The organism is Microbulbifer mixtoriginis (SeqCode), assembly GCF_052467705.1.
Genome location: NZ_CP174322.1, coordinates 4,610,826 through 4,634,790, shown reverse-complemented (window position 1 = coordinate 4,634,790; position 23,965 = coordinate 4,610,826). Strand labels below are relative to the sequence as shown.

The window sequence follows — 23,965 nt, the reverse complement described above, 5'->3', positions numbered from 1 at the left end:
TATGGATCACCTAAAAATTTCGGATTGGTAAATTTATCCACATAAACAGTAAGTAATGAAAACGATTGTTGTCAAAAATTTCTAACCAATAAAGGGAGTCTAGAATGCTGGAATTAAGACCGAATTGTGAGAGTTGCGATAAAGATCTCCCCCCTAATTCTGTAGAGGCGATGATCTGTACTTATGAATGTACCTTTTGTAAGTCCTGTGTTGAGGAGATTTTGAGCAATGTCTGTCCCAATTGTGGTGGTGGATTTTGCCCTCGTCCGGTACGGCCGCAAGTGGCGAGACGCCAAGGGGTGGGGATTCAATTTCAGCCTGCATCGCAAAAGCGGGTTTTGAGTCGCTACAGTAAAGAGGAGATGCGAGATTTTGCTGCATCGCTGAAGGCGGTAGCCCCAGAGGCGCGCTAAAGTTTTGCTTAAACTTAAATAAGCTCTTTCCTGTGACCAATCAAAAGCTTGCAGTCTAATTATTGTGGTTACTCGGTATTTTACTGCAAATATGTCAGAGGCTCTCTGGGTTAACCGGTTTCTTTTTGGGTTGAATGGTTCGGTAGGAACACTTGTGGGACTGGCAATATCTTCTCTGACACCGTAACTTATATTTCTTTTTTTGGGGATCTGAACAGGGATAACTATGACGAGTATCGTAGCGGATATCGGCGGCACCAACGCCCGTTTTGCGATAGCCAAGCCAATTGCAGAGGGCTATCAGCTAGAGGGGCTGAAAGTAGTGGACTGCAAACGCTTTGAAGGATTTGATGCTGCGTTGCAGCATTGGCTCGATAGCCTCGATCAGCCCAGGCCAGAGAAAGTGTGTATTGCTGCTGCAGGCCCGCTGGAGAAGACTCCCTCTGGAAAGCGCGTTTATATGACGAACCTGGGCTGGAGCATTGATGCAACGGCCCTGGCCGAGGAATTTCAGTTCCCCCATCTGGAGCTGATTAATGATTTTGCCGCGCTGGCTCAGTCGCTACCGCGCCTGTCCAGTAGCGATTATACCGTGCTGAGGGATGTGCCTCGTCCACAGGGTGCGCCCATGGTAGTACTGGGTCCGGGAACTGGCCTTGGCGTGGCAGGCCTAGCCGAGGCAGATGGCCGCTATCATGTGCTTGCAGGCGAGGGTGGCCATGCCAACCTGACAGTATCCACTGAACGCGAACTGCAATTGCTACAGATCCTGATGAAGAGTCGGTGTCCGGTTTTTAATGAGTGGGTTCTTTCTGGCAGCGGATTGGTGAACCTTTACCGTGCCGTGTGTGAGTTAAATGGCCGCACTCCTGAGGCACTAACACCGCCGGATGTGAGCGCCCGTGGCCTGGATAATACCGATCCTATGTGTCGTGAAACCCTGCTGGATTTCCTCAATTTCCTTGGCAGTGCCGCGGGAGATGCTGCGCTGTATATGGGGGCTCGCGGTGGTGTTTTCCTGGGAGGGGGCATCCTGCCTCGGATTGCTGAGCTACTGCCAGAAAGTGAGTTCGAACAGCGCTTCCTTAACAAGGGGCGGGTTGCACCGTGGCTGGAAGCTGTGCCGGTATATGCTTTGAATGCCGGTTACCAAGCTCTAATCGGTGCTGCGGTGCAGTTAGAAGGCTGATTTGCCTATTTTGCCCCTGAAAAGAGGAAGTCAACCATTTCGGGGGCGCTACAAAAATAGTTGAGAGGATACTCAGGACCCCCTTACCCCTGGCCTCCAGGAGGTTTCACAGTGTTGAAGCTATAAATCCCTTTTTCGCCTTTCCTGTCAGGTATCTTTTACGTTAACTCTATCGCGTACAATTAAGCGGCATAGCAGCGTGACAGCAGTCACAGTTTCTCCCACCTCCTCCCCCCTCAGGGGAGGATGTTATGGATTAGGGGCCGCCCTAGGATGCAGGGTCTCAACATAACGATAAGTCCAGGGAGAAGATGATGAGTCTATCCAATAAAGGTAAAGGGGTGCTCAGACCCACTTTGCTATCTGCTGCCATCGCGGCCTCCGTGTCCACCTCGGTTGGGGCCTATGCGCAGGAGCAGGAAACACTGGAAGAAGTAACAGTTACCGGTATTCGCACCAGCGTTTTGGACTCCGTTGAAGCCAAGCGCGCCGCCGATGTTGTGGCCGATGTGGTAGATGCGGGCGCTCTGTCATCTCTTCCCGACCAATCAATCGCCGATGCCTTGGGCCGCTTGCCCGGCGTAACCACCGTGCGATCCAACGGTCAGTCCTCACAGCTAAATATCCGCGGTATGAACGGCGACTTCCTGCAGACCACCCTGAATGGTCGTGAGCAGGCCTCTACCAGTGGATATACCGAAAGTACTCGCTGGATATCTTTTGACCAGTACCCAGCTGAGCTGATTAATCAGGCCGCGGTCTACAAGACTCCGAAAGCCTCTCATATTGAAGGTGGTGTAGCGGGCTCTGTAGAGCTGAAAACAGCCAATCCTCTCGACGCCGAGAAAGAACACAACTTTAATGCCAATGTGCGTATGTCGTTTAACGACGCAGCAGACGATGTCGGTGCCGACGAATTCGGTGAGCGCGTCACGCTGTCGTACATGGGTAAATTTATGGATGACAAGGTGGGCGTAGCCCTGGGTTATTCCCACCTCGAACAGCCGAATAGCTTTGTAAAATCCCGCACGGGTGCAGACGCCCAGATCGGTTATGAACCGCCGGCAAGCGATTACGATGGTGACGGCAGCGCAGATGCTTTGCCGCGCGCATTCCAATGGCAGTCCGGTGATGGTACCGATACTCGTAATGGTTACCTGGCCAGCGTCGTTTTTGAGCCTACCGATGGTTTCAAGGCCCAGTTGGATTACTTCAAATCTGACTTTGAGCGTGTGGATACTCGCCACGGTATTACGGTTGGTGGCCTGGCCAATACAGACATGTATACCCTTTCCGATACCGAAGTAAACGGCGGAGTGGTTACCGATGGAACGGTAATTATTACCGATCCAAAAACTGTTTACGATTCCAGCCCCTGGTTTGAATCCCGCTCTGAGGATCAATCCACTCAGGCGGACAGCGATAGTATTGGCCTGAACCTGGAGTGGAATTTTGGTGACCGCCACACTCTGGCCGTTGACTACTCCTACAGTAAGGGCACCAAGACGCGCAAGGATCAGATTGTATCCATGCACGCTTATGACCTGACCTACGATGACAATGGGAACTTAGAGACCTGGGAAGAAGCTGCTGGGCAGAGCTTTGCCTATTCCCTTAATGGTGATGGTATTCCCTCAGGCGTTTTCTCCGGTGTAGATTTCACCGATCTGGATACCATGCGTTTGTCGCGCTACGAAGAGTACCCCCACGAGTACACCGATAAAGTTGAAGCCTTCAAGTTCGATTACAAGTTTGACTTGGAGTGGCGAGCCATTGCCTCTATAGAGACTGGATTCCGTGTCTCTGAGCGTACTTTCGATTCTGAGCGTGGTGCTTTCCTTTATGGTAGCCGCGATGGTCAATTCAATGACTACTGTGCGGATAACCTGTCCGACATCGATTGTGAGCCGCAACTACTGGACGGCTATGTCAGCATTGAATCTACCAATGGGATACCCCAATTCGTAGTCAACGATATGGATGCCCTGGCTTCCAGTATTTTTGGTGCCGGTAATTACGAAGGTAAAAAGGTATTTAGCCAGGACTGGACTTTCGTTGAGTCCGGTGCTGTGAAAGAGGAAGTTTTTGCCTACTACCTGATGGCCAATATCGAAACCCAGTTGGGTAGTATTCCAGTAACTGGTAATTTCGGTGTACGGGTTGTTGAAACCGATGTGAAGTCCAGCGGTATCCAAAATGTGGGTGCTGGCAATGGTATCGAAATTACTGATGACGTGGGTGTAACTTCAGATAGCTACGACTATGTTGAGTACGGACCCGAATACACAGACACCCTGCCTTCCCTTAACTTAAACTTTGAGCTGACCGAGCAGGACTACATTCGCTTTGCTGCAGCTAAAGTGATGGGCCGTCCGCCGGTTGGGCAGCTGAAGGGCGGCGCTGGCTCCTGGAACAGTGTTAACAACGATGGCGCTACGGAGTACAACGTTTGGACCAAGGGTTCTCCCTACCTAGATCCTTTCCGTGCAAACCAGTTTGACCTGGCTTACGAGCACTATTTCGAAGATGGCGGCGCGGTAACTGCAGCCATTTTCTGGAAAGATATCGAAAGCCTGGTAGAAAAGCAGTATATCTACCTGGACAGCCAGGCTGATCGAACGGCACTGTTTGATTCCCTGGGTATTGAAATTCCCGTTGGTCTGGAAGCCGGCGCCTTCGAAACTTACGTGAACAACGACAAGGGTGGTTATATTCGAGGCATCGAGCTTGCGGGTACCAAAACCTTTGATCAGCTGCCGGGTATTTGGGCTGGCTTGGGTATGACCGCCAGCTATTCATATACTGAGAGTGAAACCGAAGTGAGTGGCGGTAACCTCTATGGTGAAAACCTGCCGTTGCCGGGCCTCTCTGAAAATGTCTGGAGCACTACAGTATTCTGGGACATCGGTAATTTCAGCTCCCACGTCAATGTTCGCTATCGGGATGAATTTATCCTGAATATGCCGGTACCAGGTAGCTCAACACCTGTGGAAGCACAAGCCTATACCACTGTCGATGCACAGATATCCTATGCATTTGATAACGGTATCGATGTGATTTTCTCAGCAAACAATCTTACTGATGAAGCTGATGTGAAATCCTACGGAGTAGATGGCGTCCTCGGTGAATACACTGAGTTTGGGCGTCAGTTCTACCTCGGCTTGAACTATAGCTACTAAGTATCGCTGATTCTTTCGGTGTAAACCGAAGATGTGATAAGAGACCGCCCGCTGAGCTACGCTTGCCGGGCGGTTTTTTTTTTGAAATGTTAAAGGGACCGACAATAAGTGCGGTGCCGAGTTATTGAGAGTCGCCATGAGCAATCAACGCAAAAAAATAATTATTCTTGGCGGGGGTACCGCTGGCTGGATAACCGCTAATCTGATGGCGACCCATTGGCAGAATAAAGGGTTTGAAATCACCCTGGTGGAATCACCGGATATTGGGATTATCGGTGTGGGGGAGGGATCAACTCCGCCACTAAAAGGTTTTATGGAGACTATAGGGGTTAGCGAATCGGAGTGGATGCCTGCCTGTAACGCTACTTACAAAGTCGGAATTACTTTTAGGGATTGGTCGGTTAAGCCGGGCTTTACCGAGTATGTTCATCCCTTTGTCGGCCAGCCGGACCAATTTACTATTCCGGCATTTTTTCATAATAGTTACCTGCGCAGGAAAGGTGTTGACTTGGAGGGACACCCGGACCACTTCTTTCTAGCAACTGAGATGATCCGGAAAAAATTATCTCCAGTCGCGCCGGAAAACTTCCCTTTTGAAATTGCCTATGGCTACCATTTTGATTCTGGTTTATTGGGCCAGTTCCTGCGGCGTGTTGCCGAACAAAAAGGGGTTCGCTATAAGGTGGCGACAGTGGCTGGTGCCATGCTCGATGCACAGGGGAATATTGATCACCTGAAAACTACTGACGGTGAGGTTCTCAAAGCGGATCTGTATGTGGACAGTTCCGGCTTCCGTGGAAATCTTATACAACAATCCCTGAAAGTTCCTTTTATCAGCAGTGCTGAGAGTCTGTTTAACGACTCTGCGGTTGTATTTGCTACAGACCAGGAAAGGGAGTATGCACCGCACACTATTTCTACTGCAATGAAATATGGCTGGGCCTGGAAAATCCCGCTGACTAATCGCAATGGCAACGGCTATGTTTACAGCTCTCGCTTTGTCGACGATGACAAGGCAGAAACGGAATTTCGCGCTCACTTGGGGTTGTTGGACAGTGATGTCGAGGCGCGTAGATTAAAGTTCAAGGTGGGACGGGTTGCCCAACACTGGGCCAAGAACTGCTTGGCGGTGGGGCTCTCTCAGGGCTTTATTGAGCCTTTGGAGGCAACGGCGTTGGATATGGTTCAGGAGACTGTTGTGCGCTTTATAGAAGCCTATAACAATGGTGATCATACAGATAAGTATAGAGATGACTTTAATAATCGTATCAGCGCTCGTTTTGATGCCGTGCGGGACTATATCGTCTGTCACTACCGTATTAGTTCGAGAACAGATACAGATTATTGGATTGCCAATGGCACTAATGAAAAGATATCTCCCTCCCTGCGTTCAATCTTGATGTCCTGGATAGCAGGCAAGAATATTACTGATGAGCTACTGGATCAAAAACTGGATGTCTATTTCCCGAATGTATCCTGGAATTGCCTGTTGACCGGGAAGGGTGTTTATCCGAGCCAGGAGCAATTACGATCGGGGAATGAACTCGCACATAAATATAAAATTAAGGAGATCAAGGATTTTAATCGCCGTTGCGCCCTTAATTTTAAGTCTCATTTGCAGCAGCTTCATTTGTTGTCGTTGGGAGGAGGTGGCTGAATTAATGGGAAGTGTAAAAAGCCCTGCAATAGGCAGGGCTAAAAGTCGATAAGAAGTAAGTGCTTGGGGTTACGATTCCACTTTCACGATCTAAAAATAATTTGCTAAAGAAACTCAAGCACTGGTTTGCTGTTAGGGTAAGCCATCCGGATTATTCCTCTCCTTCGGCTTTAAGTTTCTGTGTTTCCCTGATGTGTAGCATACGCCTTTCGCCACGCTCACCACGAATCTTTATTCGGTCTCCAGATTTCATGCCCTTGCGTTTTAATTCATCTACTTCAATAAAATAGTAGTGGCCACTTTGCTCATCTTTCAAGGCGAAGCGTCTTTCTACTTTCCCAGTCTCAAAATCTTCAGAGATGATTTCCTCCAGGGTTCCAGTTACAACCTCTTCTGCTTGAGCAAAGAAAGTGAGAGTCAACCCCGCGATCAGTGTAAAAATTCTTAACATAATATTTATCCTTTTAATAACCATTCTGATTGGAGTAGGTCAAGTTGCTCAGAAACTATTGTCCATAGCTTACATTAACAACAGCTGATTTACTGGAAGAATTCTTAGATTTATATGTAATTGAGAGCCCAATTTTTGAGTCGGTAAAGCTGTCACCTGGTTGTTCAAGTACAGCAACATGGTTGGATGTTCTACCATTAAGATAATGAACGGTTACTGAACCTTCAAATTGTGATCGTGGGTTAAGTATATCGTGAGCTATGTGATAGTTGACGTAATAATGATTTCCGCCATTTTGGCTGCCAGCGCTTTCTATCTTTAGCTGTTGAGGCAGAGAGCCGGAAAGCTCTCCGGCTGTTAATTCAATGGCTTCTAATTCTAAATCCTGGGAGGAGGGGACAACTTGCTCAACAGTTTTGGTGTACTCAGGAAAGAGATCATACCATTTCATATACTCTCGGTGAGCACTGCCAAATAATCTTGATTGGGATCGGTTGCCCATGAGGGAGCCATCAGTACCGTATTCGCTATCACCACTGTCGTTAGTGTCTCCATCATTATTACTGTCGAGGCCTGCATGGCTGAGGCCAATATTGTGACCTAATTCATGTCCCATAACATTTTGATCAGAGAAGGAAGCGACCAGGCTCATACCACCTCCGACACTGGCGATGCCTGCACCGACAAGACCTGCTCTGTAAGATGCATTTGGGTAAATAAAAACTTGATGACGCCAGTTGCGCAGATTTAGGGGTTTGCCATTCTCATCAAAAAGATTGTCTGTTGCCCATTGATAAGCCTTATCACGCCATTCAAAGCCACCATCTGTATACTCCCCTTCTTGGCCGGCCTGTGCTCGGGCAACAGCATTTTCTATACTCAAGATTCCGCCATTTTCACTATCGGGAATGTCGAAGACGATGCAATCCAGTGAAGTTTCTTCCTTGCCTTGCTCACCGTAACAATAGTGCTGTAATGACTTATCCTTGACACGATGGCGAAGGAACTTGAGTTGTCCGAAAGAGTTTTCTCTATAAGCGTTATCGAGTGAATCTACATCATTGAATACAGTGTTAGCTATATGAGTAAGATCGCCTTGGTCTGTTGCAGCCCCATCGGAGAAGTTCATTAGAATAAATACAATGCTGCTCTCTGTCGGATCTATAGTAGCTACAGTAAACGTAACCGACTGCTCTATACCATCCGTTAAGTGGAATTTGATGGTATCTTCTACTGTTTCACCTTCTTTCAGGTTATTAGTGTTGTTGTTAAGAGTGTAATCCCAGCCTCCGTTATTGGAAACTTTAAATTCGCCATAATTGCCAGAGAAGGTGCCTTCGACAAATTTCGGAGTATCGCCATCGATATCCTCTATTATCATAATTCCTTGAGCGTGCTCCCTACTATCTACAACCATTTTTGCGAGAGGTGAACCTGGATCAAATGTATAGGGATCATCAGTTCCAGTTATGGATATGGTTATGGTAGTGGTTTCTTCGTTACTGCCAAAACCAACTGTGAACTTATCTGTGGCAATTTCATTAGCACTTAGTGGATCAGCAAGTTTACTATTTAGAGAGTAGTTCCAACTGCCATCTGAGGAAACTTTGAGGTTGCCATACTTTCCCTGAAGATCTGATTCCTCAAAATTTTGATTGGCTTTAGAGCTATCACTCAACTGGCCGGAAGCTGAGGTTTTTATATCTTCAGTGACAATCCCTTCACCGCCAGTGATCACTCCTGGTGAGTCCTTATCACTGTCTGTGTCTGTGTCTGTGTCTGTGTCTGTGTCTGTGTCTGTGCCTGTGTCTGTGTCTGTGTCTGTATCAGTGCCTGTATCAGTGCCTGTACTTGTATCACCACTTACAGGGTTGCCACCATTGTTACTGTCATTATCGGAGCCTCCCCCTCCCCCTCCACAGGCTGTAAGAAAAGCGGATAAACTTATGGCTGTAAGTAACTTTAATGGCTCGTTCATGTCTGTCCCGATCGATTCGATTACATTTGGTATAATTCGGACCGAATTATAGGGAGGCCAGCTTATTATTCTGTGAAGTCAGATAAATATTTGAGGTTTCTACGGAAAGCTATGACACGGGTAAATTCTGGATATCCATAGTATGAATAAAACACATATTACTCCGCGAAATAAAATTTTGTTCTGAGTCTGTACTCATGCATTTAATTGAATTTGTGTGCAAGAAATATGCAATGCTTCACTTGAGTGTCAATAATGTTCTAAGAGGGGAGTAAAGTGACCAAACTCTTTTTGGTCACTTATTCTAGATGTGTTTTGAGTGACTATTCTTCAGTAGACAAGAGACTTATTAACTCTGCGACTTCTATTTGGTTGCAATATTGTGATCTTTGACACTTTTGCAAAGTCGTTTTTATGGTTTTGTTGCCACTTTGTTCTGTGGCCAATTTTAAATAATGCAGGGCCATTTTAAGGTCATAATTTGTGATCTCTCCCGCACTATATGCTTTGGCCAGTTTTAGGGAGGCGCCGGTATGCCCAAGCTCGGAAGCGCTTCGGTAATGACTTAGGGCTCGTTCACTGTTGGCGGCTACGCCTAGTCCTTTCTCATACATGCGCCCCTGATTATAGAAACCATACTTAGAGTTATGTTTAGAGGCGCGCTCAAACCATGCTAGTGCTTCAGCATAATTCAGCTGATCCGTATCTTGAGAAAGATATAAAAGCCCGAGGGCATTCATTGCATCGACAGAACCTGCTTCGGCGGCTTGCGTCAGGTAAGTCTTAGCCTGCTGTAGATCTTGGCCCACTCCCTGACCATTTTGGTAGAGTAAACCAAGATTGTAGCTGGCTCTTGTGGATCCCTGGCTTGCGGCATATTGGTAGATTTTAGCTGCGCGCTGGTAATCCTGTTTAACACCCACACCTAGAGCGGAGGCATAACCTAGGTTGGTTACACAATCGAGATTGTTTACTTTTGCACAGAGGGCATACCAGCCATAGGCACGATCGTGATCGGTTCGTACAATTTTTCCTCTGGAGTTGAATAGACCCATACGTAATTGTGCAGGCAAGTGCCAACGAAGGGCTGCTGCTTCGATGTCTTTCAGCGCAGAAAGTGCATCTTGTGGTTGTTGGTAGAGACCATTTTCTTTAATTTTTCCCCTTAGATATAAGGCTGCGGGAAAGCCGGCCTCTGCGGATTGTTGTAGAAAATACATGCCTTGATGGCTTTGATTTTCGTCTGCCACTTCAAGCAAGTACTTGCCATAGTAATACTGCGCTGGAGGATAGTTTTCTTTAGCCGCCTGGCTGATCAGGTTTGTGAAAATTTTCTGTTGCCCAGGCTTATCTTTTAGGTGGGTGCCCGCCTGCTCTAGTAGTGCCGGGGCATAGCCTTGCTTTGCGGAAAGCTGCAGGTAATGTGCTGCCAAGTCAGCTCTTGGCATATCGTATTGATCAGATGCTAATAGCAAGGCCATTGCGTACTCGGCTTCGCCCCGTTGTAGGGTTTCCGCTGCGCTTGCCAATAACTGGCTGGTCAACTCCGTGTCTACTTCTATTCCCAGGCCGATGGTAGTGATATAGGCAAGCATAATTTTGCCTTCCTGCAGCCCCAGGTCTGCGGCGGCAACAAAGAGTTGTGCGCATTCATCCACTGCGAACTTTGTACTGTTACCCTCAAGGCACAAATTACCAAGGCTGATATTGGCAGTGAGCGAGCCCATGCCAATGGCTTTCAAGTACGTTTGTTCGGCCTGCTGGAAATTCCCTTCGGCTTCTTGAACCTGGCCTACAGCGTGTAGAGCAGAGTAGTCAGAATCTGCCAGAGGTAGCAGTATATTTTTATATAGGGCATCGGAGAGACCCGCGAATGGGTATTGGATATCGAGCAAGCGATGTAGAAAACGGTTATTGTCAAAATAAATTCTTCGGACTTTTCCGTTATTGGGGTCTCGTACATTGTAAACCCGGTATAGACCACTGCGACTCGCGGCAAATTCAAAATAGCTATCGAGTATTTCAAAACCGGAAATATTGAGCAGGTCTTCGGCATCGCCCCAGCTGGCCACTTCATAAGCGCTATAGAAAGTATCACCTCTGCGCGTTGACAGTATTCCTCTGGCAATAAAATTAAAAATATTTTGGTGGTAGCTGGCGAGTTCGTCATTACCAATGGACTCATAGCACTCTGTGGCACTCAGGTGCGGCAGCAGAGAAATACTATTGAGCTGGGTAACTTCTTGCCAATTTACCTCTGCACAGCTTTTTTTGCCTGTCTCTAGCGCAGTCATTTCTGCCTGGTAACGCCCCTGCGCTTCTAGTGAATTGAGAGATTGAGGAGACTTTAGGTACTCGCTCCAATAAATGGGGTATTGCACAGATTCGGGTGCGAGTACCACTTGTCGGGTCAAGTCCTGTAAGGGATCGACCGGTGTATGTATTGTTGATTGCGAGGCACAGGAGGCCAGCAGTAATAGAGTGAGAACAAAAAGCAGCTTCTTCATGGCTTACTTCCTGATCAAAGATTTAATCAGGTTTTTCATTTCCTGGCTCTTATTGCGTTTGGAAGAAGCTTCCCCTTTGGCCCAGAATTTATATTGCAGCGCTCTGTCGAGCTTATTGAACTCGGCTAAATATTCAGGCACCTCCTGTGGCTCTACATGATCGACTTTGGATTTAAAGTTGTAGACCACCTGGAGGGCACTGTTCTCCAGTTTGGCGCTGCGAGTGAAGTTGAACCAGGAATTATCGATCGTGGTTGTGCCCAATTCCTCCTGCCAGAGCAACTCCCCTTGAATATTCACCCTTGCACTCTGCTGAATATCCACGGGGTGTGTCAGGGCCAGCGGGCTCTGACGAATGGGGTGCTGAGGCTTGGATAAATAGGGTACCAAGGCGGAACCATACAGGGAAAATATCTTACGTGCGGAACTTATCTGGGCAAAGTCACCAATTTGATAGTGCTCGGATACCACTAGCTGGTTTTCCTGTAGGCTGTCTTTGTAGGTGATCTCGGGGCTGGTGTTCACTCCCGGATAATATCCGGCGATAAAATTGGTGTAGCTATTTTTGATTTGCTCTGTGTCTGCAGAGAGGAAGAACTGGCGCACCTGCTCTGCTTTACGATGAGAGAAGCGGGAGTTTACCTGGAGCTCCGCACGATTTTCTGCCGCATTGATATCGTATTGTTCTTCGATACGAGCACTTAGATTGGCAACACTTTCCGTACTTGGGTTTACGGTTTTTAGCGCGTTGGTATGCTTTGCAATAGGGAGTGCCAATTCATAGTTGAAAAAGCCTTTGCTCTCTATATCAATCCCCTGGCCTGAAGCCGTGGCATCCACCCAGTATTCCCGGTCATTCAGTTCGATCAGGTTTATCACATGGTTAAAAGTCTCCGGGGAGGGAATATCCTTGCCGATATCCCGCCCGCGGGAGGAGGACACGAGGGCGGGATAGGATTGTACTCCCAAGTGGGCGAGCATACTGGTCAGCAGTAGGGCCTTATCTTTACAGTCCCCGTAGCGTTTCTCCAGAGTTTCCTGGGGTGTTCTGGGTTGGTGGGAATTGATACCCAGTTCAATGCCAAAATAGCGAATATCTTCCTGTACATACTCGATCACCTTGCTGACTGCCGCCTCCAACCCCAGCTGCGCTCGCCAGTTATCCAGTTTGTTTTTTAATGACTCCGGTAGTGTGCGATCGATCTGATAAAGGTTCTGGGCCCAGTCATTAACCTGTCCCCAGTTGTCATAGCTGGAGTATTGGAAATAATTGAGCGGATCGTGCCAATATGGATATTCACTTTCCATCGGCACTCCGGCCACATCGCGCAGATCGATGGTATAGGTGTGATTGTCCTGCAGGTGACTTTGCTGGACAGAATATTCGCGCTTGTTAAATCGGTAATTGAGCTTCTTGTCGCTGCTAATTTTTACAAAACGACGATCTACTGCCTGGGGCCAGGAGAGGTACAAACGGCCAAAATCACTACGGGCAAAAATCGGGTTGCTGCCCTCAATGGTATAGGCGTAGCTGATAATATCGCCGGGGCGAATATCTTCCAGTATATACAGCGCGTTCCATTGTTCGGAGTAGAGTTTATTGGAGAGTTCCTGCTCAGACTGGAAAAGCTTGAAACCATCCTTTTGCAAGCGATCTAGATGCTCACCGTTACGCTGTACACTGATATCGTGCACCTGCAGCCTTTGGAAGGCCGGATAGAAACTGAAGTTCAGCTCGGCAATTTCACTGACCCCCTGCTGATTCAGGGGTTCGACCACGATCTGAAAGTAATACTGTTGCTCTTTTCCCCTGTGGCGAAGCTGGGAGTTGGATAGGTGCACCCGCACACTGCCTTGCGATGGGCGTTTTGACTCTACTGGTTCTAATATTTCCACCCACTCGGGAGTAGTACTGAATAAGAGTTCTGGGGCTGCCTGTGCGAGTGAGGTGACAAGGATGAGTGCGGCGGCCAGCAGTTGGCCGGGGAAGCGATATTTCAAGGTGAGCCTCAATAGTTTTGCAATGGGCGCTAATAAGCCCTGATTAGGATACCGAGGGAGCTAAAGAAGAAATGCAGGTAATTACCGGTTGGCCCCAGTAAACCGGTAGCTCCTCCTGAGCTTCTCAAGCGCTGCCTGTAAATCTTGGAACAGCGCCGGGTGACGGTACTCCGTTAACCGCCAAATGTGCCGGTAAATATACCCCATGCCTGAGACAGAATATATTGAGTAAGAGGTTGATCTGTGTGGGGGTATAAACGACGAAGTGGAAGAGTCGGTATCACCGAGCCCTTCTCTGTAAAGGCCCGGTGATCTTTGAGAGATTATTGGGACTATTCTGGTTGCTGAACCGGCATGGCCTCCAGTTTTTGCTTCAGTTCCTTGAGTTTTTCCTTCACTCGCGCGGCATTATCCGGGCCCATGCGAATCATCAATTTTTGTACACCGGGCAGTTTTTCAAGCTTGGGATCGGCAAACTTAAAGTAGACCGATGGGCGCACCAGCTTGATAGGACCTTCAACTTCAGGGGCTGCCAGTACCTTATCGATAGCTTCAATCACCACCTGGTGAAAGGTTTTATTGCGCATGCCCAACTCGCCGTAGGCCTGTGCCAAGCGCGGATACCAGTACTGGTAAAGGCCCACTGCAGTATCGGTATCCATTGAGGCGAACAGGCGCACAGGCTTATCGTAGCGACGGTAATTGTCCGGCGACAATTGATAGCCCTCTATTGAGGAGCCGGTAACAACAATAGGGCCGCGTATGGTTTTCAGTGGGCGGTGCTTGTGGATCAGGTTTCCTCGTGCACCGGAGTTGACCGCAGCCACCCATTTGCGAATCACCTCATCGTTTACCAACCAGCGCGACAGGGCGTTGTCTGGGGCCAGGCTCATCAGGTCGTCATAAGCGGCCTTGTCGCTCTCATTGAGTGGAGGCGGTGGTTCCCTGCTGGGCTCTTCCACCGGAGCGGGTTCCTGAGGTTCAGGTGTGGTGGCTTGTTCCTGGGGTTGCTCCAGAGTTTCTGGCTCCGGGGTGCTTTGGGGTTCTTCAATAATTTTGGTAGGGGGAACTTCTTTCTTTTTTTCCTCGCCAGTCCACAGCCAATAGGCTGCCGCGGCGACGACGATCACCACAATAATTCCGATGATCCACCCATGCCTAGACTGTTGTTCCGACATTCCCTGCCTCCTTTTGCTGCTATCAGAATGTGACCCTTTGACCACGGCAAAGCCCTTCGGTTTCTCCGTGGTGTCTGGGTTTTACCTTACTCTCCGCCGCAGCCGGTCGCAAAGGGGATTTGCTTCGCTTTTTGCCTATTGCGAAAATCCTGTGCGTCTGCTGTTTGCGAAAGTGACGAAAACAAGTACTGGCTACGCCCCCACTTGGGAGGATGTAGGAATCCCATTGCCGATTAGAGTTGGCTGGTGAAAATGTGCGCGGCGAATAAGTGAGAGAGCAATGGTTAAATTTACCAGCTTATTAATAGGTCTGTTTCTGGGAGCTGTTCAGGCAGCGGCGGCCGAGGGGCCAATTGATCCCTTTTGGCGCAACGCTACCATCTATTTTATGTTGCCGGACCGCTTTTATAACGGCGATAAGGGTAATGACTTTCCCTACGGGCGCAAGGATGACGGGGCCCATCTGCGCGGATTCGCCGGTGGCGATCTGCGCGGGGTGATCGAAAAAATTGAGGCGGGCTATTTCAACGATCTGGGGGTAGATGCTATCTGGATGTCTCCGGTCATTGAGAATATCCACGGTCACAATGACTCTGACAAGCGCACCTATGCCTTCCACGGCTACTGGCCCAAAGACTGGACCGCAGTGGATGCCAACTTTGGCACTGAGGCCGAGTTAGCTGAGCTGATAGAGGCTGCGCACAAGCGCGGTATTCGTGTGTTACTCGATGTGATTCTCAACCACACCGGCCCGATAACCGCAAAGGACCCGGAGTGGCCCGCCAGCTGGTTGCGCAAAGGCGCGCAGTGCGATTGGTCTGATTACGCCGGTAATGTGGAGTGCGCGATCCACGCCAACCTCACCGATATCCTCACCGAGAGCGATAAGCCCGTGGCGCTGCCGCCGCAGCTTGTGGATAAGTGGCAGCGCGAGGGCCGCCTGCAGCAGGAGCTGAGCGAGCTGGATGCATTTTTCGCACGTACCGGCTATCCGCGCGCGCCCAAGTATTACCTGATCAAGTGGCTGACCGATTGGGTGCGGGAATACGGTGTGGATGGCTTTCGTGTGGACACGGTAAAACATGTCGAGCCCGAAGCTTGGGCAATTCTGAAAAAAGAGGCGGATCTGGCTCTGGCTGAGTGGAAAGCAAAACATCCACAGCAAAAACTCGATGATCGCGATTTCTTTATGCTGGGTGAGGTTTATCACTTTGGTGTGAATAACTATGGTCCCACCGTTGGCCGTGTTTACGATTACAGCGATCAACAAGTGGATTTTTACCAGTATGGTTTCGATAGTTTGATCAACTTCGATTTTGCCCAGGTGGCCGGCGAGCCCGCGGAGAAAATTTTCTCCAGCTATTCCACTGCACTGAATCACGGCGAGTTAAAGGGGCTGGGAATACTCAACTATCTGGGCTCCCACGACGACCACCATTCCTTCGATCGCGAGCGCCAACAGACCCGCATTGCCGCCAGTAAACTGATGCTGGCACCGGGGGGGGTGCAAATTTATTACGGCGATGAGCTGGCGCGCCCCATGACCGATGCCCGCGCTTTTGGCGATGCGGCCATGCGCAGCCCCATGAATTGGGGCGATCTGAAAAAAGCTGAAACTCGTGCACTGCTCACCCATTGGCAGAAGCTCGGTCAGTTCCGCCGAGCACACCCCGCCGTGGGCGCTGGTGTGCACAAGAAACTCGCCGATAACCCCTACACTTTTGCTCGCACTTTAGCGGGGGAGCAGCCGGTAGTGGTGGCAATGGAGCTGCCCCGTGGGGAGAAGCGCATTTCTGTAAAAGGTGTGTTTACCGATGGTACGGTGTTAACAGATTACTATTCCGGTGAGCGTGCACAAGTTGAGGGTGGCAGTGTGACTTTTAATACCGGTGGGGATCTGTTGCTGCTTTCAGCTAAATCAAAGTAGTCCTGGTTTTTAACCGGCCCGAGAAAGAAAAAGCCCGGCAAATGATTGCCGGGCTTTCGCAGAAGTTTCGAGCGGGATTTACACTTCCGTGTTGGTGAACTGGTTGCACACCATCACATCCACGTCCAACTGGCCGATCACCCGCTCGGCGGTATTACCGCGCAACAGCGAGCCGGTTTCACCGAACTGGTTGAGGGTGCCCATTACCACCAAATCCGCATCAACTTCTTTAGCTACCGCTTCCACTACATCGCTGGTATAGCCCTGCTTCACATGAATACGGTGCGTGGGTACGCCGGTTTTATCGGCGAGCTTGGCCAGGGCGCCGCGATCTGGATAGCGCATGGAGTCCAGATAGGCATTTACCAGGTGCAGCTCGGCGCCGTAGTGGCCGGCAATATAGGTGGCGCGCTCACTGATCTGGCGGTTTAGCTGGCGCTGTTCCAGGGTCTTCGCCTGATAGTTGACGGTGGCCAGCACCACTTTGCGCTCGGCCTTGGCGCCGGGGCGAATCAGTACCACCGGGCAGCGTGCGGTTTTCAGCACTCGCCATTTGGATTCAGCGAAGGTAAAGCGGCGGCTGGATTTCTTGTGCACTGGCAGGTAGATCATTTCCGCATCGCAGCGCTTGGCCTCCTGCACAATGGCCGCCTGCCAGTCGCTGGACCAGCACACAGTAATCTCGCAGGAGAGACCGGCCTCGGAGATAGGTTCGCGGATCTGCTCGCGGAACCAGGATTCATCGCGGAATAGGTGGTCGTTCACCGCGCGGGTATCTACTGCCTCGCCATCCACCGCGACAAACACTGCCAAACGGGGTTGGGGCTTGCGCCCGCGGGAAGTGGTCAGGGCGCGTTCCAGGGCCACATGTCTGTCATCGTTGGGGTCCACGACCACGAATACGGTGTTTTGCTGCTCCATCTTTCCTCCAGATCAATGGGTCTTTCTGGTCCCTGCCTTATGCAGTTGACTCCTGGGTCTAAGTTATCACGGAGAGGCTCTGGCGCGGGGAATTTGTCGTCTCAATACGAGGAAAAGCGCGCCAGATAGGCCTTGCTAGCGGCGCATGATGAAGTAAAGGAGAAAGTCCGTATTGAGCCAGATCAAGACCTGCCGCCGGTTTGGCAAGCACTGCCTGGGGGGGGGGGGGGGTACTTGGCGAGTTTTTCCAGCGTTTCTTAAGTTTGCCTTAATTTTGTCTCCGTAGACTCTCGCCGTGACACTCCCAAAGAGGGTTTTCAATGGCGCTACAAAGACATTATCAATACCTGGACCAGAGTGCGTTGCCCAAGCGCAAGCTGCGGCGGCGCAAACTGGATTTCGATCTGACCCGTATAGGGCAGGCAGGCCACAGCCGGGTGCAGGGATTTATCGCGCAGAAGTTTGCCGATACCTATGGTGCGCAGGTGAACCAGTTTGCCCCGCTATTGTTATCCGCCTGGCAGGAGAGCGCGTTCAGTAGTGCCCTCGGGCTACGCCGCGCCGATAGCGGATCTCTATTCCTGGAACAGTATCTCGACCATCCGGTGGAACAGGAGATTGCCGCCTTCAGTGGGGGCTCGGTAAAACGCACGGAGATTGTCGAAATCGGCAATTTGATCTCTACCAGCCGCGGTGGCAGCCAGATGCTGTTCCTAATGTTGTTTGAATTATTTGCCGCCGCCGGTGTGCATTGGGCCATTTATACCGCGACTGCGGAAGTGCGTGGCCTATTGCAGAAATTAGTGGGTCGGCAGACGGTTTTATGTGAAGCAGACGGCCGGCGTCTGGGGGATAACCTGGACGAGTGGGGTCGTTATTACGAGTCGGCCCCGGCGGTGACCGCCATCGATATGGTCGCCGAGCACCGCGCCCTGCTGGCAAATCCTCGCACCCGCGAGACTCTGCTGGCCTGTCGCCCTTCGGCGCAGGCCATGTCGCCTGTGCTCACAACCTCGGCGGGAGGGGCCAATCTATGCAACTGATAGATCAAATTCGCCAGCAGGCTGTGAATCACCCTGAACAGCTGGCGCTGCGGGGCGAGGAGTGCACATTCAGCTATGGGCAGCTGCTGGCGGCCGCCGAGGAAATCGCCGAGGACCTGCAGGCGCGCGATATCCGCGTGCTGGGGCTCTACGCCGACAATGGTCCCAATTGGTTGTTGGTGGATCTGGCCTGCCAGATAGCGCAGATCACTTTGGTGCCGCTGCCAGTTTTCTTTTCCCAGCAGCAGCTGACACATACCCTGCGCGTGAGTGGCATGCAGGCCCTGTTGAGCGATAGCTGCGAACGCTTTACCGCGCTCGAAATGGTGGGGCAGGCGCGGGCTGAGTTGGCCGGTATGGCCCTGATCGATATCCATGCGGAAGCGACAGCGGCGCTGCCGGAACACACTGCCAAAATTACTTTTACCTCTGGCTCGACCGGCACGCCGCGCGGTGTCTGTTTGTCAGCCCGAACCCAGTTCACCACCGCCAATGTACTGGCACGGCAACTGCAGCCTCAGGGCAATCGTGTGCACCTGTGCCTGCTGCCTCTGGCCACCCTGCTGGAAAACGTGGCCGGGGCTTACAGTAGCTGGCTGCGTGGTGGTGAGGTGGTGGTGCCGACTACGGCGCGCCTGGGCCTCAGTGGCAGCTCGGGGCTGGATGTAGCCCAGCTGGCGAGCTGTATCGATGAGTATCGTCCCCACAGTGTGATCCTGCTGCCGCAGATGCTGAAAGCGCTGCTGGAACACAGTGAGCGCAACGGCTGGCAGCCGCCGAGCTCACTGCGCTTTGTCGCCGTGGGCGGCGGTAAGGTCTCGGACCGGCTGTTGTTGCAGGCGCGCAGTCTTGGCCTGCCGGTTTATGAAGGCTACGGCTTGTCCGAAAGTGGCTCGGTGGTTGCGCTGAACGTGCCCGGCGCCGATCGCCCAGGCAGTGTGGGGAGGCCCTTGTCTCACTGTGATATCGCCATTCGCGATGGCGAGGTGATGGTGCGTGGTCCCCGCTACCTGGGTTACCTGGATAGTGCCGAGGGTGGTGAAAGCCAGTGGCTCGCCACCGGTGATTTGGGGGAGTTAGACGCAGAAGGGTTTCTGCACATCACCGGGCGCTGCAAGAACATCCTGATCAGCGCTTTTGGGCGCAATATCTCGCCGGAGTGGATTGAGAGCGAGGTACTTCTGGAGCCGATAGTGCAACAGTGCGTGGTGGTCGGCGACGCTCGCCCCCACTGTGCCGCCCTGATTTTTGCACGTCCCGGCAGCAGCCGCGAGCAGCTCGACAGCTGGTTGCAGGCGGTGAATCGCAAATTGCCGGATTACGCCCAGGTGCGCACCTGGACCGCACTGCCGGCGCCATTAACGTTTGCCGATGGCTTGCTCACCGCCAACGGCCGCCCGCGACGCGATCGTATCGCCGCGCAGTTCCAAAATTCTATCGATAGCCTTTATGGAGGTATCTCCTCATGAGTTTTTACAATCTTCTTGAACAGCAAACTGCCGACGCCCGCCAGTCTCTGATGGAGGTACCTTTTATCCAGCGCGCCGCACGGGGTGAGATTGCCTTGCAGGAATATGTGGCCTTCCTCACTCAGGCCTATCACCACGTCAAGCACACGGTGCCTCTGCTGATGGCCTGTGGTAGTCGCCTGACTCAGCAACAGGAATGGTTGCGCGAGGCGGTTGCGGAATATATCGAGGAGGAAACCGGTCACCAGGAATGGGTGCTCAACGATATTGCCGCCTGTGGCGGCGATGCGGAAGCGGTGCGCAACGGCCGCCCCAACCTGAGTACCGAACTGATGGTGTCCTACGCCTATGACAATATCGCCCGCGGCAACCCTCTCAGCTTTTTCGGCATGGTGCATGTGCTTGAAGGCACCAGTACCGCCGTAGCCACTAAAGCCGCGCGCGCCATTCAGAAAACCCACGGACTGCCAAACAAAGCGTTCAGTTATCTGCTCTCTCACGGCGATCTGGATATTGGCCATGTGGATTTCTTCAAGGGGCTGATGAATCGTATTGATCATCCCGATGACCAGGCCGCGATCCTGCACTGCTCGCGGGTTATGTACCGCCTGTATGGGGATATTTTCCGCGAACTGGACAACCCCTTTAACGTGCAGGAGGCCGCTTGATATGACAGCAAAAGAAACGCTCACGGTGCTGGTCACCGGCGCCAGCGGCGGAATTGGTGGTGCCATCAGTCGTCTGCTAGCCGAGCAGGGCCACCGGCTGCTACTGCAGGGGCGCAATGCCGCGCGCCTGCAGCAGGTAAAAGCGGAGCTACCTCACAGTGACCGGCACCAGGTGTTGGTAGCCGATCTGTGTGACGGGGCCGCTCGCGCCGAGCTGGTGCGCATCTGCAAGCAATTACCGGCTGGTGTGGATGTGTTGATCAACAATGCCGGTATCGCGTCCTTTTCCCTGCTCAGCGATATCGGCGATGTGGAACTTAGTCAGCTGCTGCATACCAACCTGATCGCGCCCATGGCGCTGACCCGCGACCTGCTGCCAATACTGCAACGCAGCGAAGGCGCCGCGATTATTAATATCGGCTCGGCCTTTGGTCATATCGGTCATCCGGGCTTTGGGGCCTATGGTGCCAGTAAAGCGGGGCTGCACGGCTTTACCGAAACCCTGCGCCGGGAGTTGGCGGACAGTAAGGTACGTGTGCACTACCTGGCGCCCAGGGCGGTGGATACCCCTCTCAACAGTGACGCAGTTAACGACTTGAATCGGGCACTCGGTAACAAGTCTGACTCGCCACAATTTGTCGCCGCCCAATGCCTGCGTCTGCTACAGAGTAAACGTGGCCGCAGGCGTTTTATCGGCTGGCCCGAACGCCTGTTTATCAAGGTCAATGCGTTCCTGCCCTCTCTGGTAGATAGCGCGCTGGCAAAGAAACTGCCCCTGGTTCGTCAATTTGCCCGCGGGGAAACTCCGCCAACAGTACAGGATAAGACGGCTCCCAGCGCGCTCTGAGCGCGCCGGCCTTTTCATTCAACAACCAATTCAACAACCGCTCCCGCGCCACCCACCGCCCCGGCAAAGGCACTATGCTCTGGCGGTGGGGGAGGGCGTTGCACCGCACCCTCCTTACCTGTTTCCATTGCTGAAGAGCCCAGGCTAATGCGCATCCTGCTGATCGAAGATAACCAATCCCTGGCCGAGGGGATGGTCACCGCCCTGCAGAGAGGAGGCTATGCCGTTGATCATGCGGCCCGCGGCAGTGAGGGCATTGCTCTGGCACAGGCGGCGATACCGGATGTGATTATTCTCGATCTGGGCCTGCCCGACCTGGATGGTGTGGAGGTGTTGAAACGGTTGCGGGCTAAATCGATTCGCTCGCCGGTATTGATTCTCACCGCCCGCAATGATCTCCCCTCTAAAGTGCAGGGCCTGGATGCAGGTGCCGATGACTATCTAACCAAGCCCTTTGCAGTAGATGAGCTACTGGCGCGCCTGCGTGCTCTGGAAAGACGCGGTGGCAGCGGTCTCAGTGCGGAAATCCTGATTGGCGATGTGGCCATTAATTTATCCAGCCATACCGTGGCCAGGGCTGGGCAGGAAATAAAACTGTCGCGGCGGGAATTCAGCCTGCTGCGTGCCTTGGCCGAGCGCCCGGGCCATATTCTCAGTCGCGAACAGCTGGAAGATAAGCTGTACAGCTGGGGTGAGGAGGTTTCCAGCAATACTGTGGATGTGCATATCCACAATTTACGCAAAAAAATCTATCCAGAGTTTATTCAGACCATTCGCGGCGTTGGCTACAAACTGGAAGCGGCTGGCGGCGCATGAAATCTATCCGTATTTTTCTGCTGATCGCGCTGCTCAGTATCATCATGCTGGTCAATTTTGTCTCGGCACTGCGCGGCTACCGCGACACCATGGCGGAAGCGCAGCGGCTGTTTGACCGCCAATTAAGCGCCTCAGCCAGGCTATTGGCAGATATGCCGGTGGCAACTGGGACCGAGCGGGTGGTGGCTCAACCTGAGGCCATGGTGATGCAGGTGTGGTCGGAGGATAAGAAATTACTGGTGCGCTCCGCCGATGCCCCGAAACAACCCCTCAGTGAATTTGCCGTTGGCTTTAAGGAAATAAATTTCTCGGGCTATCGTTGGCGCAGTCTCGCAGAATACTTTCCCGATAATGGCCACTGGATTATCGTTGCGGAGAGATCTGACCTGCGTTACCAACTGGCAGAAAAATTGGCGATTGCCGCAGTACTACCGATACTGTTGGGCCTACCGATTGCCGGGTTGCTGATTTGGTTTGTAGTGGGGCGCGGCCTTTCCAGTTTGCGCAAACTCGCCGAAGACCTGCATAGCAAACGCGCCGAAGACCTGACACGACTGTCAGAGGGTAGCCCCCCACAGGAACTGCTCCCGGTGGTGCAATCCATTAATGCGTTACTCGCGCGCCTGCAGGCCTCTTTTGAGCGCGAGCGACGTTTTTCCGCCGATGCTGCCCACGAACTGCGCACGCCCATCGCCGCCATACAGGTACACGCGCATAATCTGGAGAATGATTTTGAGGGGGCAGGGCAAACAGTAATGCCCCAGAGTCTGGTTAAGTTGGAAGATAGTGTTCAGCGTATGGCGCACCTGGTAGAGCAAATGCTGGATTTATTCCGCACTACACCGGAACACTACCCGGCGCGCTTTGAAATACTCAATCTTCATGCCCTGGCACGAGAGGTATTGGCAGAGGAATACCCGATCTTTGCCCAGAGAAAGCAACAGGTAGAACTGCTGGGCGGTAGGGTATTTCTGCGTGGCGACCGTTTCGCACTGACTATTCTTTTAAAAAATCTCCTGCGCAATGCGGCGAAATACACTCCTGAGGAGGGCCATGTACAAGTGAGTACCCGGTTAATCAGAGGGGATATTCTTCTACAAGTGGAGGATTCCGGGCCGGGGATTCCAGAGAAAGAGTACCCTAGGGTTTTTGAACGGTTCTATCGAGTGGGGGGCGACCGCCACCAGAGCACTGCCCCCGGTTGCGGATTGGGCCTTTCCATTGTGCAGCATATCGCACGGCTTCACGGAGCTTCAATCAAACTCGGCCAGTCGCATTTTGGCCATGGGCTTTCAATAACTGTGCGTTTTAAAAAAGCAAGGGAGAGCAAGGATGCTTAGTTGCTTACAAAGGCGAGAAAAAAGCTATAACAAGCAGGAAAAGAGCGGTGCTTTGGCTGCCGGCATTTGGATTTTGGTTTCAATTTTATTCAGTGCCTGCGCTCCAGATACTAATAAACCCACTGTGAAATTAGAAATCCACAACCATCTTTTTAACCCTTCAGAGCTGATAGTACCCGCTGATACGGAGATTAAACTGGTGATCTACAATCGAGATGCCTCCCCAGAAGAATTTGAGAGTTACCAGCTCAACCGAAAAAAAGTGATCATGGGCAATAGCAAGGCAGTACTATTTATTGGTCCTTTGCCAGCAGGTGAATATCTGTTTTTTGGTGAATTCCATCCCATAACGGCTCAGGGGAAAATTATCGCACAGTAGCG

General features: G+C 51.6%; 18 protein-coding genes. 12 read left to right on the top strand and 6 right to left on the bottom strand.

Translation table 11 applies throughout. The features are described from left to right. The first annotated feature begins 104 nt into the window (after positions 1-104). The 4 genes from ACJJIB_RS20085 (at position 105) to ACJJIB_RS20070 (ending at position 6,438) form a co-directional block, all read left to right on the top strand. Positions 105-413, top strand: a complete 309-nt coding sequence (locus ACJJIB_RS20085; RefSeq protein ID WP_444887351.1) for a DUF1272 domain-containing protein — start codon at positions 105-107, stop codon at positions 411-413. 226 nt (positions 414-639) lie between these two features. Then, positions 640-1,602: a glucokinase gene (gene glk, locus ACJJIB_RS20080; RefSeq protein ID WP_252083507.1), complete on the top strand. Its 963-nt coding sequence runs from the start codon at positions 640-642 to the stop codon at positions 1,600-1,602. A gap of 314 nt (positions 1,603-1,916) precedes the next feature. Then, positions 1,917-4,781, top strand: coding sequence for a TonB-dependent receptor (locus ACJJIB_RS20075; RefSeq protein ID WP_444887350.1), 2,865 nt, complete (start codon positions 1,917-1,919; stop codon positions 4,779-4,781). Between the two features lie 136 nt (positions 4,782-4,917). Continuing rightward, positions 4,918-6,438 (top strand): tryptophan halogenase family protein, encoded by a 1,521-nt coding sequence (locus ACJJIB_RS20070; protein ID WP_444887349.1) that lies wholly within the window; start codon positions 4,918-4,920, stop codon positions 6,436-6,438. A gap of 151 nt (positions 6,439-6,589) precedes the next feature. Here ACJJIB_RS20070 and ACJJIB_RS20065 read toward each other — a convergent pair whose 3' ends face one another. The 5 genes from ACJJIB_RS20065 to ACJJIB_RS20045 all read right to left on the bottom strand — a co-directional run bounded on the left by ACJJIB_RS20065 (position 6,590) and on the right by ACJJIB_RS20045 (position 14,553). Beyond that, positions 6,590-6,889: a hypothetical protein gene (locus ACJJIB_RS20065; RefSeq protein ID WP_444882933.1), complete on the bottom strand. Its 300-nt coding sequence runs from the start codon at positions 6,887-6,889 to the stop codon at positions 6,590-6,592. A gap of 55 nt (positions 6,890-6,944) precedes the next feature. Then, positions 6,945-8,867 carry a VCBS domain-containing protein gene (locus tag ACJJIB_RS20060; protein ID WP_444887348.1) on the bottom strand — a complete coding sequence of 641 codons (1,923 nt, stop codon included), beginning with the start codon at positions 8,865-8,867 and terminating at the stop codon, positions 6,945-6,947. 323 nt (positions 8,868-9,190) lie between these two features. Beyond that, on the bottom strand, positions 9,191-11,374 hold the full coding sequence (locus ACJJIB_RS20055; RefSeq protein ID WP_444887347.1) for a hypothetical protein: 2,184 nt from the start codon (positions 11,372-11,374) through the stop codon (positions 9,191-9,193). A gap of 3 nt (positions 11,375-11,377) precedes the next feature. Beyond that, positions 11,378-13,375 (bottom strand): DUF3857 domain-containing transglutaminase family protein, encoded by a 1,998-nt coding sequence (locus ACJJIB_RS20050; RefSeq protein WP_444887346.1) that lies wholly within the window; start codon positions 13,373-13,375, stop codon positions 11,378-11,380. A gap of 332 nt (positions 13,376-13,707) precedes the next feature. Beyond that, a complete protein-coding gene (locus ACJJIB_RS20045; protein ID WP_444887345.1) occupies positions 13,708-14,553 on the bottom strand; it encodes a DUF3014 domain-containing protein in 846 nt (281 codons plus the stop codon). A 280-nt stretch (positions 14,554-14,833) separates the two neighbouring features. On the opposite strand from ACJJIB_RS20045, the gene ACJJIB_RS20040 reads away from it, so the two are divergent. Beyond that, a complete protein-coding gene (locus ACJJIB_RS20040) occupies positions 14,834-16,480 on the top strand; it encodes an alpha-amylase family glycosyl hydrolase (protein WP_444887344.1) in 1,647 nt (548 codons plus the stop codon). 78 nt (positions 16,481-16,558) lie between these two features. Here ACJJIB_RS20040 and ACJJIB_RS20035 read toward each other — a convergent pair whose 3' ends face one another. Next, complete coding sequence (locus tag ACJJIB_RS20035; protein ID WP_252083498.1) at positions 16,559-17,401, bottom strand: universal stress protein; 843 nt, start codon at positions 17,399-17,401, stop codon at positions 16,559-16,561. A 320-nt stretch (positions 17,402-17,721) separates the two neighbouring features. Here ACJJIB_RS20035 and ACJJIB_RS20030 point away from each other — a divergent pair, with 320 nt between their 5' ends. The 7 genes from ACJJIB_RS20030 (at position 17,722) to ACJJIB_RS20000 (ending at position 23,963) form a co-directional block, all read left to right on the top strand. After that, the gene (locus ACJJIB_RS20030) at positions 17,722-18,444 is read left to right on the top strand and encodes a thermostable hemolysin (protein WP_444887343.1); all 723 of its coding nucleotides are present in this window, start codon (positions 17,722-17,724) and stop codon (positions 18,442-18,444) included. Then, positions 18,435-19,913 (top strand): AMP-binding protein, encoded by a 1,479-nt coding sequence (locus ACJJIB_RS20025; protein WP_444887342.1) that lies wholly within the window; start codon positions 18,435-18,437, stop codon positions 19,911-19,913. Before ACJJIB_RS20030 ends, ACJJIB_RS20025 begins: the two co-directional genes overlap by 10 nt. Then, on the top strand, positions 19,910-20,581 hold the full coding sequence (locus tag ACJJIB_RS20020) for an iron-containing redox enzyme family protein (RefSeq protein WP_444887341.1): 672 nt from the start codon (positions 19,910-19,912) through the stop codon (positions 20,579-20,581). The genes ACJJIB_RS20025 and ACJJIB_RS20020 overlap by 4 nt, the downstream gene beginning before the upstream one ends. Before the next feature lies 1 nt (position 20,582). Then, entirely contained in the window at positions 20,583-21,428 is an 846-nt protein-coding gene (locus ACJJIB_RS20015; protein ID WP_444887340.1) for an SDR family oxidoreductase, read from the top strand. A gap of 147 nt (positions 21,429-21,575) precedes the next feature. Next, a complete protein-coding gene (locus ACJJIB_RS20010; protein WP_444887339.1) occupies positions 21,576-22,244 on the top strand; it encodes a response regulator in 669 nt (222 codons plus the stop codon). Further along, positions 22,241-23,584 (top strand): ATP-binding protein, encoded by a 1,344-nt coding sequence (locus tag ACJJIB_RS20005; RefSeq protein ID WP_444887338.1) that lies wholly within the window; start codon positions 22,241-22,243, stop codon positions 23,582-23,584. The genes ACJJIB_RS20010 and ACJJIB_RS20005 overlap by 4 nt, the downstream gene beginning before the upstream one ends. Beyond that, a complete protein-coding gene (locus ACJJIB_RS20000) occupies positions 23,577-23,963 on the top strand; it encodes a cupredoxin domain-containing protein (RefSeq protein WP_444887337.1) in 387 nt (128 codons plus the stop codon). The genes ACJJIB_RS20005 and ACJJIB_RS20000 overlap by 8 nt, the downstream gene beginning before the upstream one ends. The last annotated feature ends 2 nt before the right edge of the window (positions 23,964-23,965 follow it).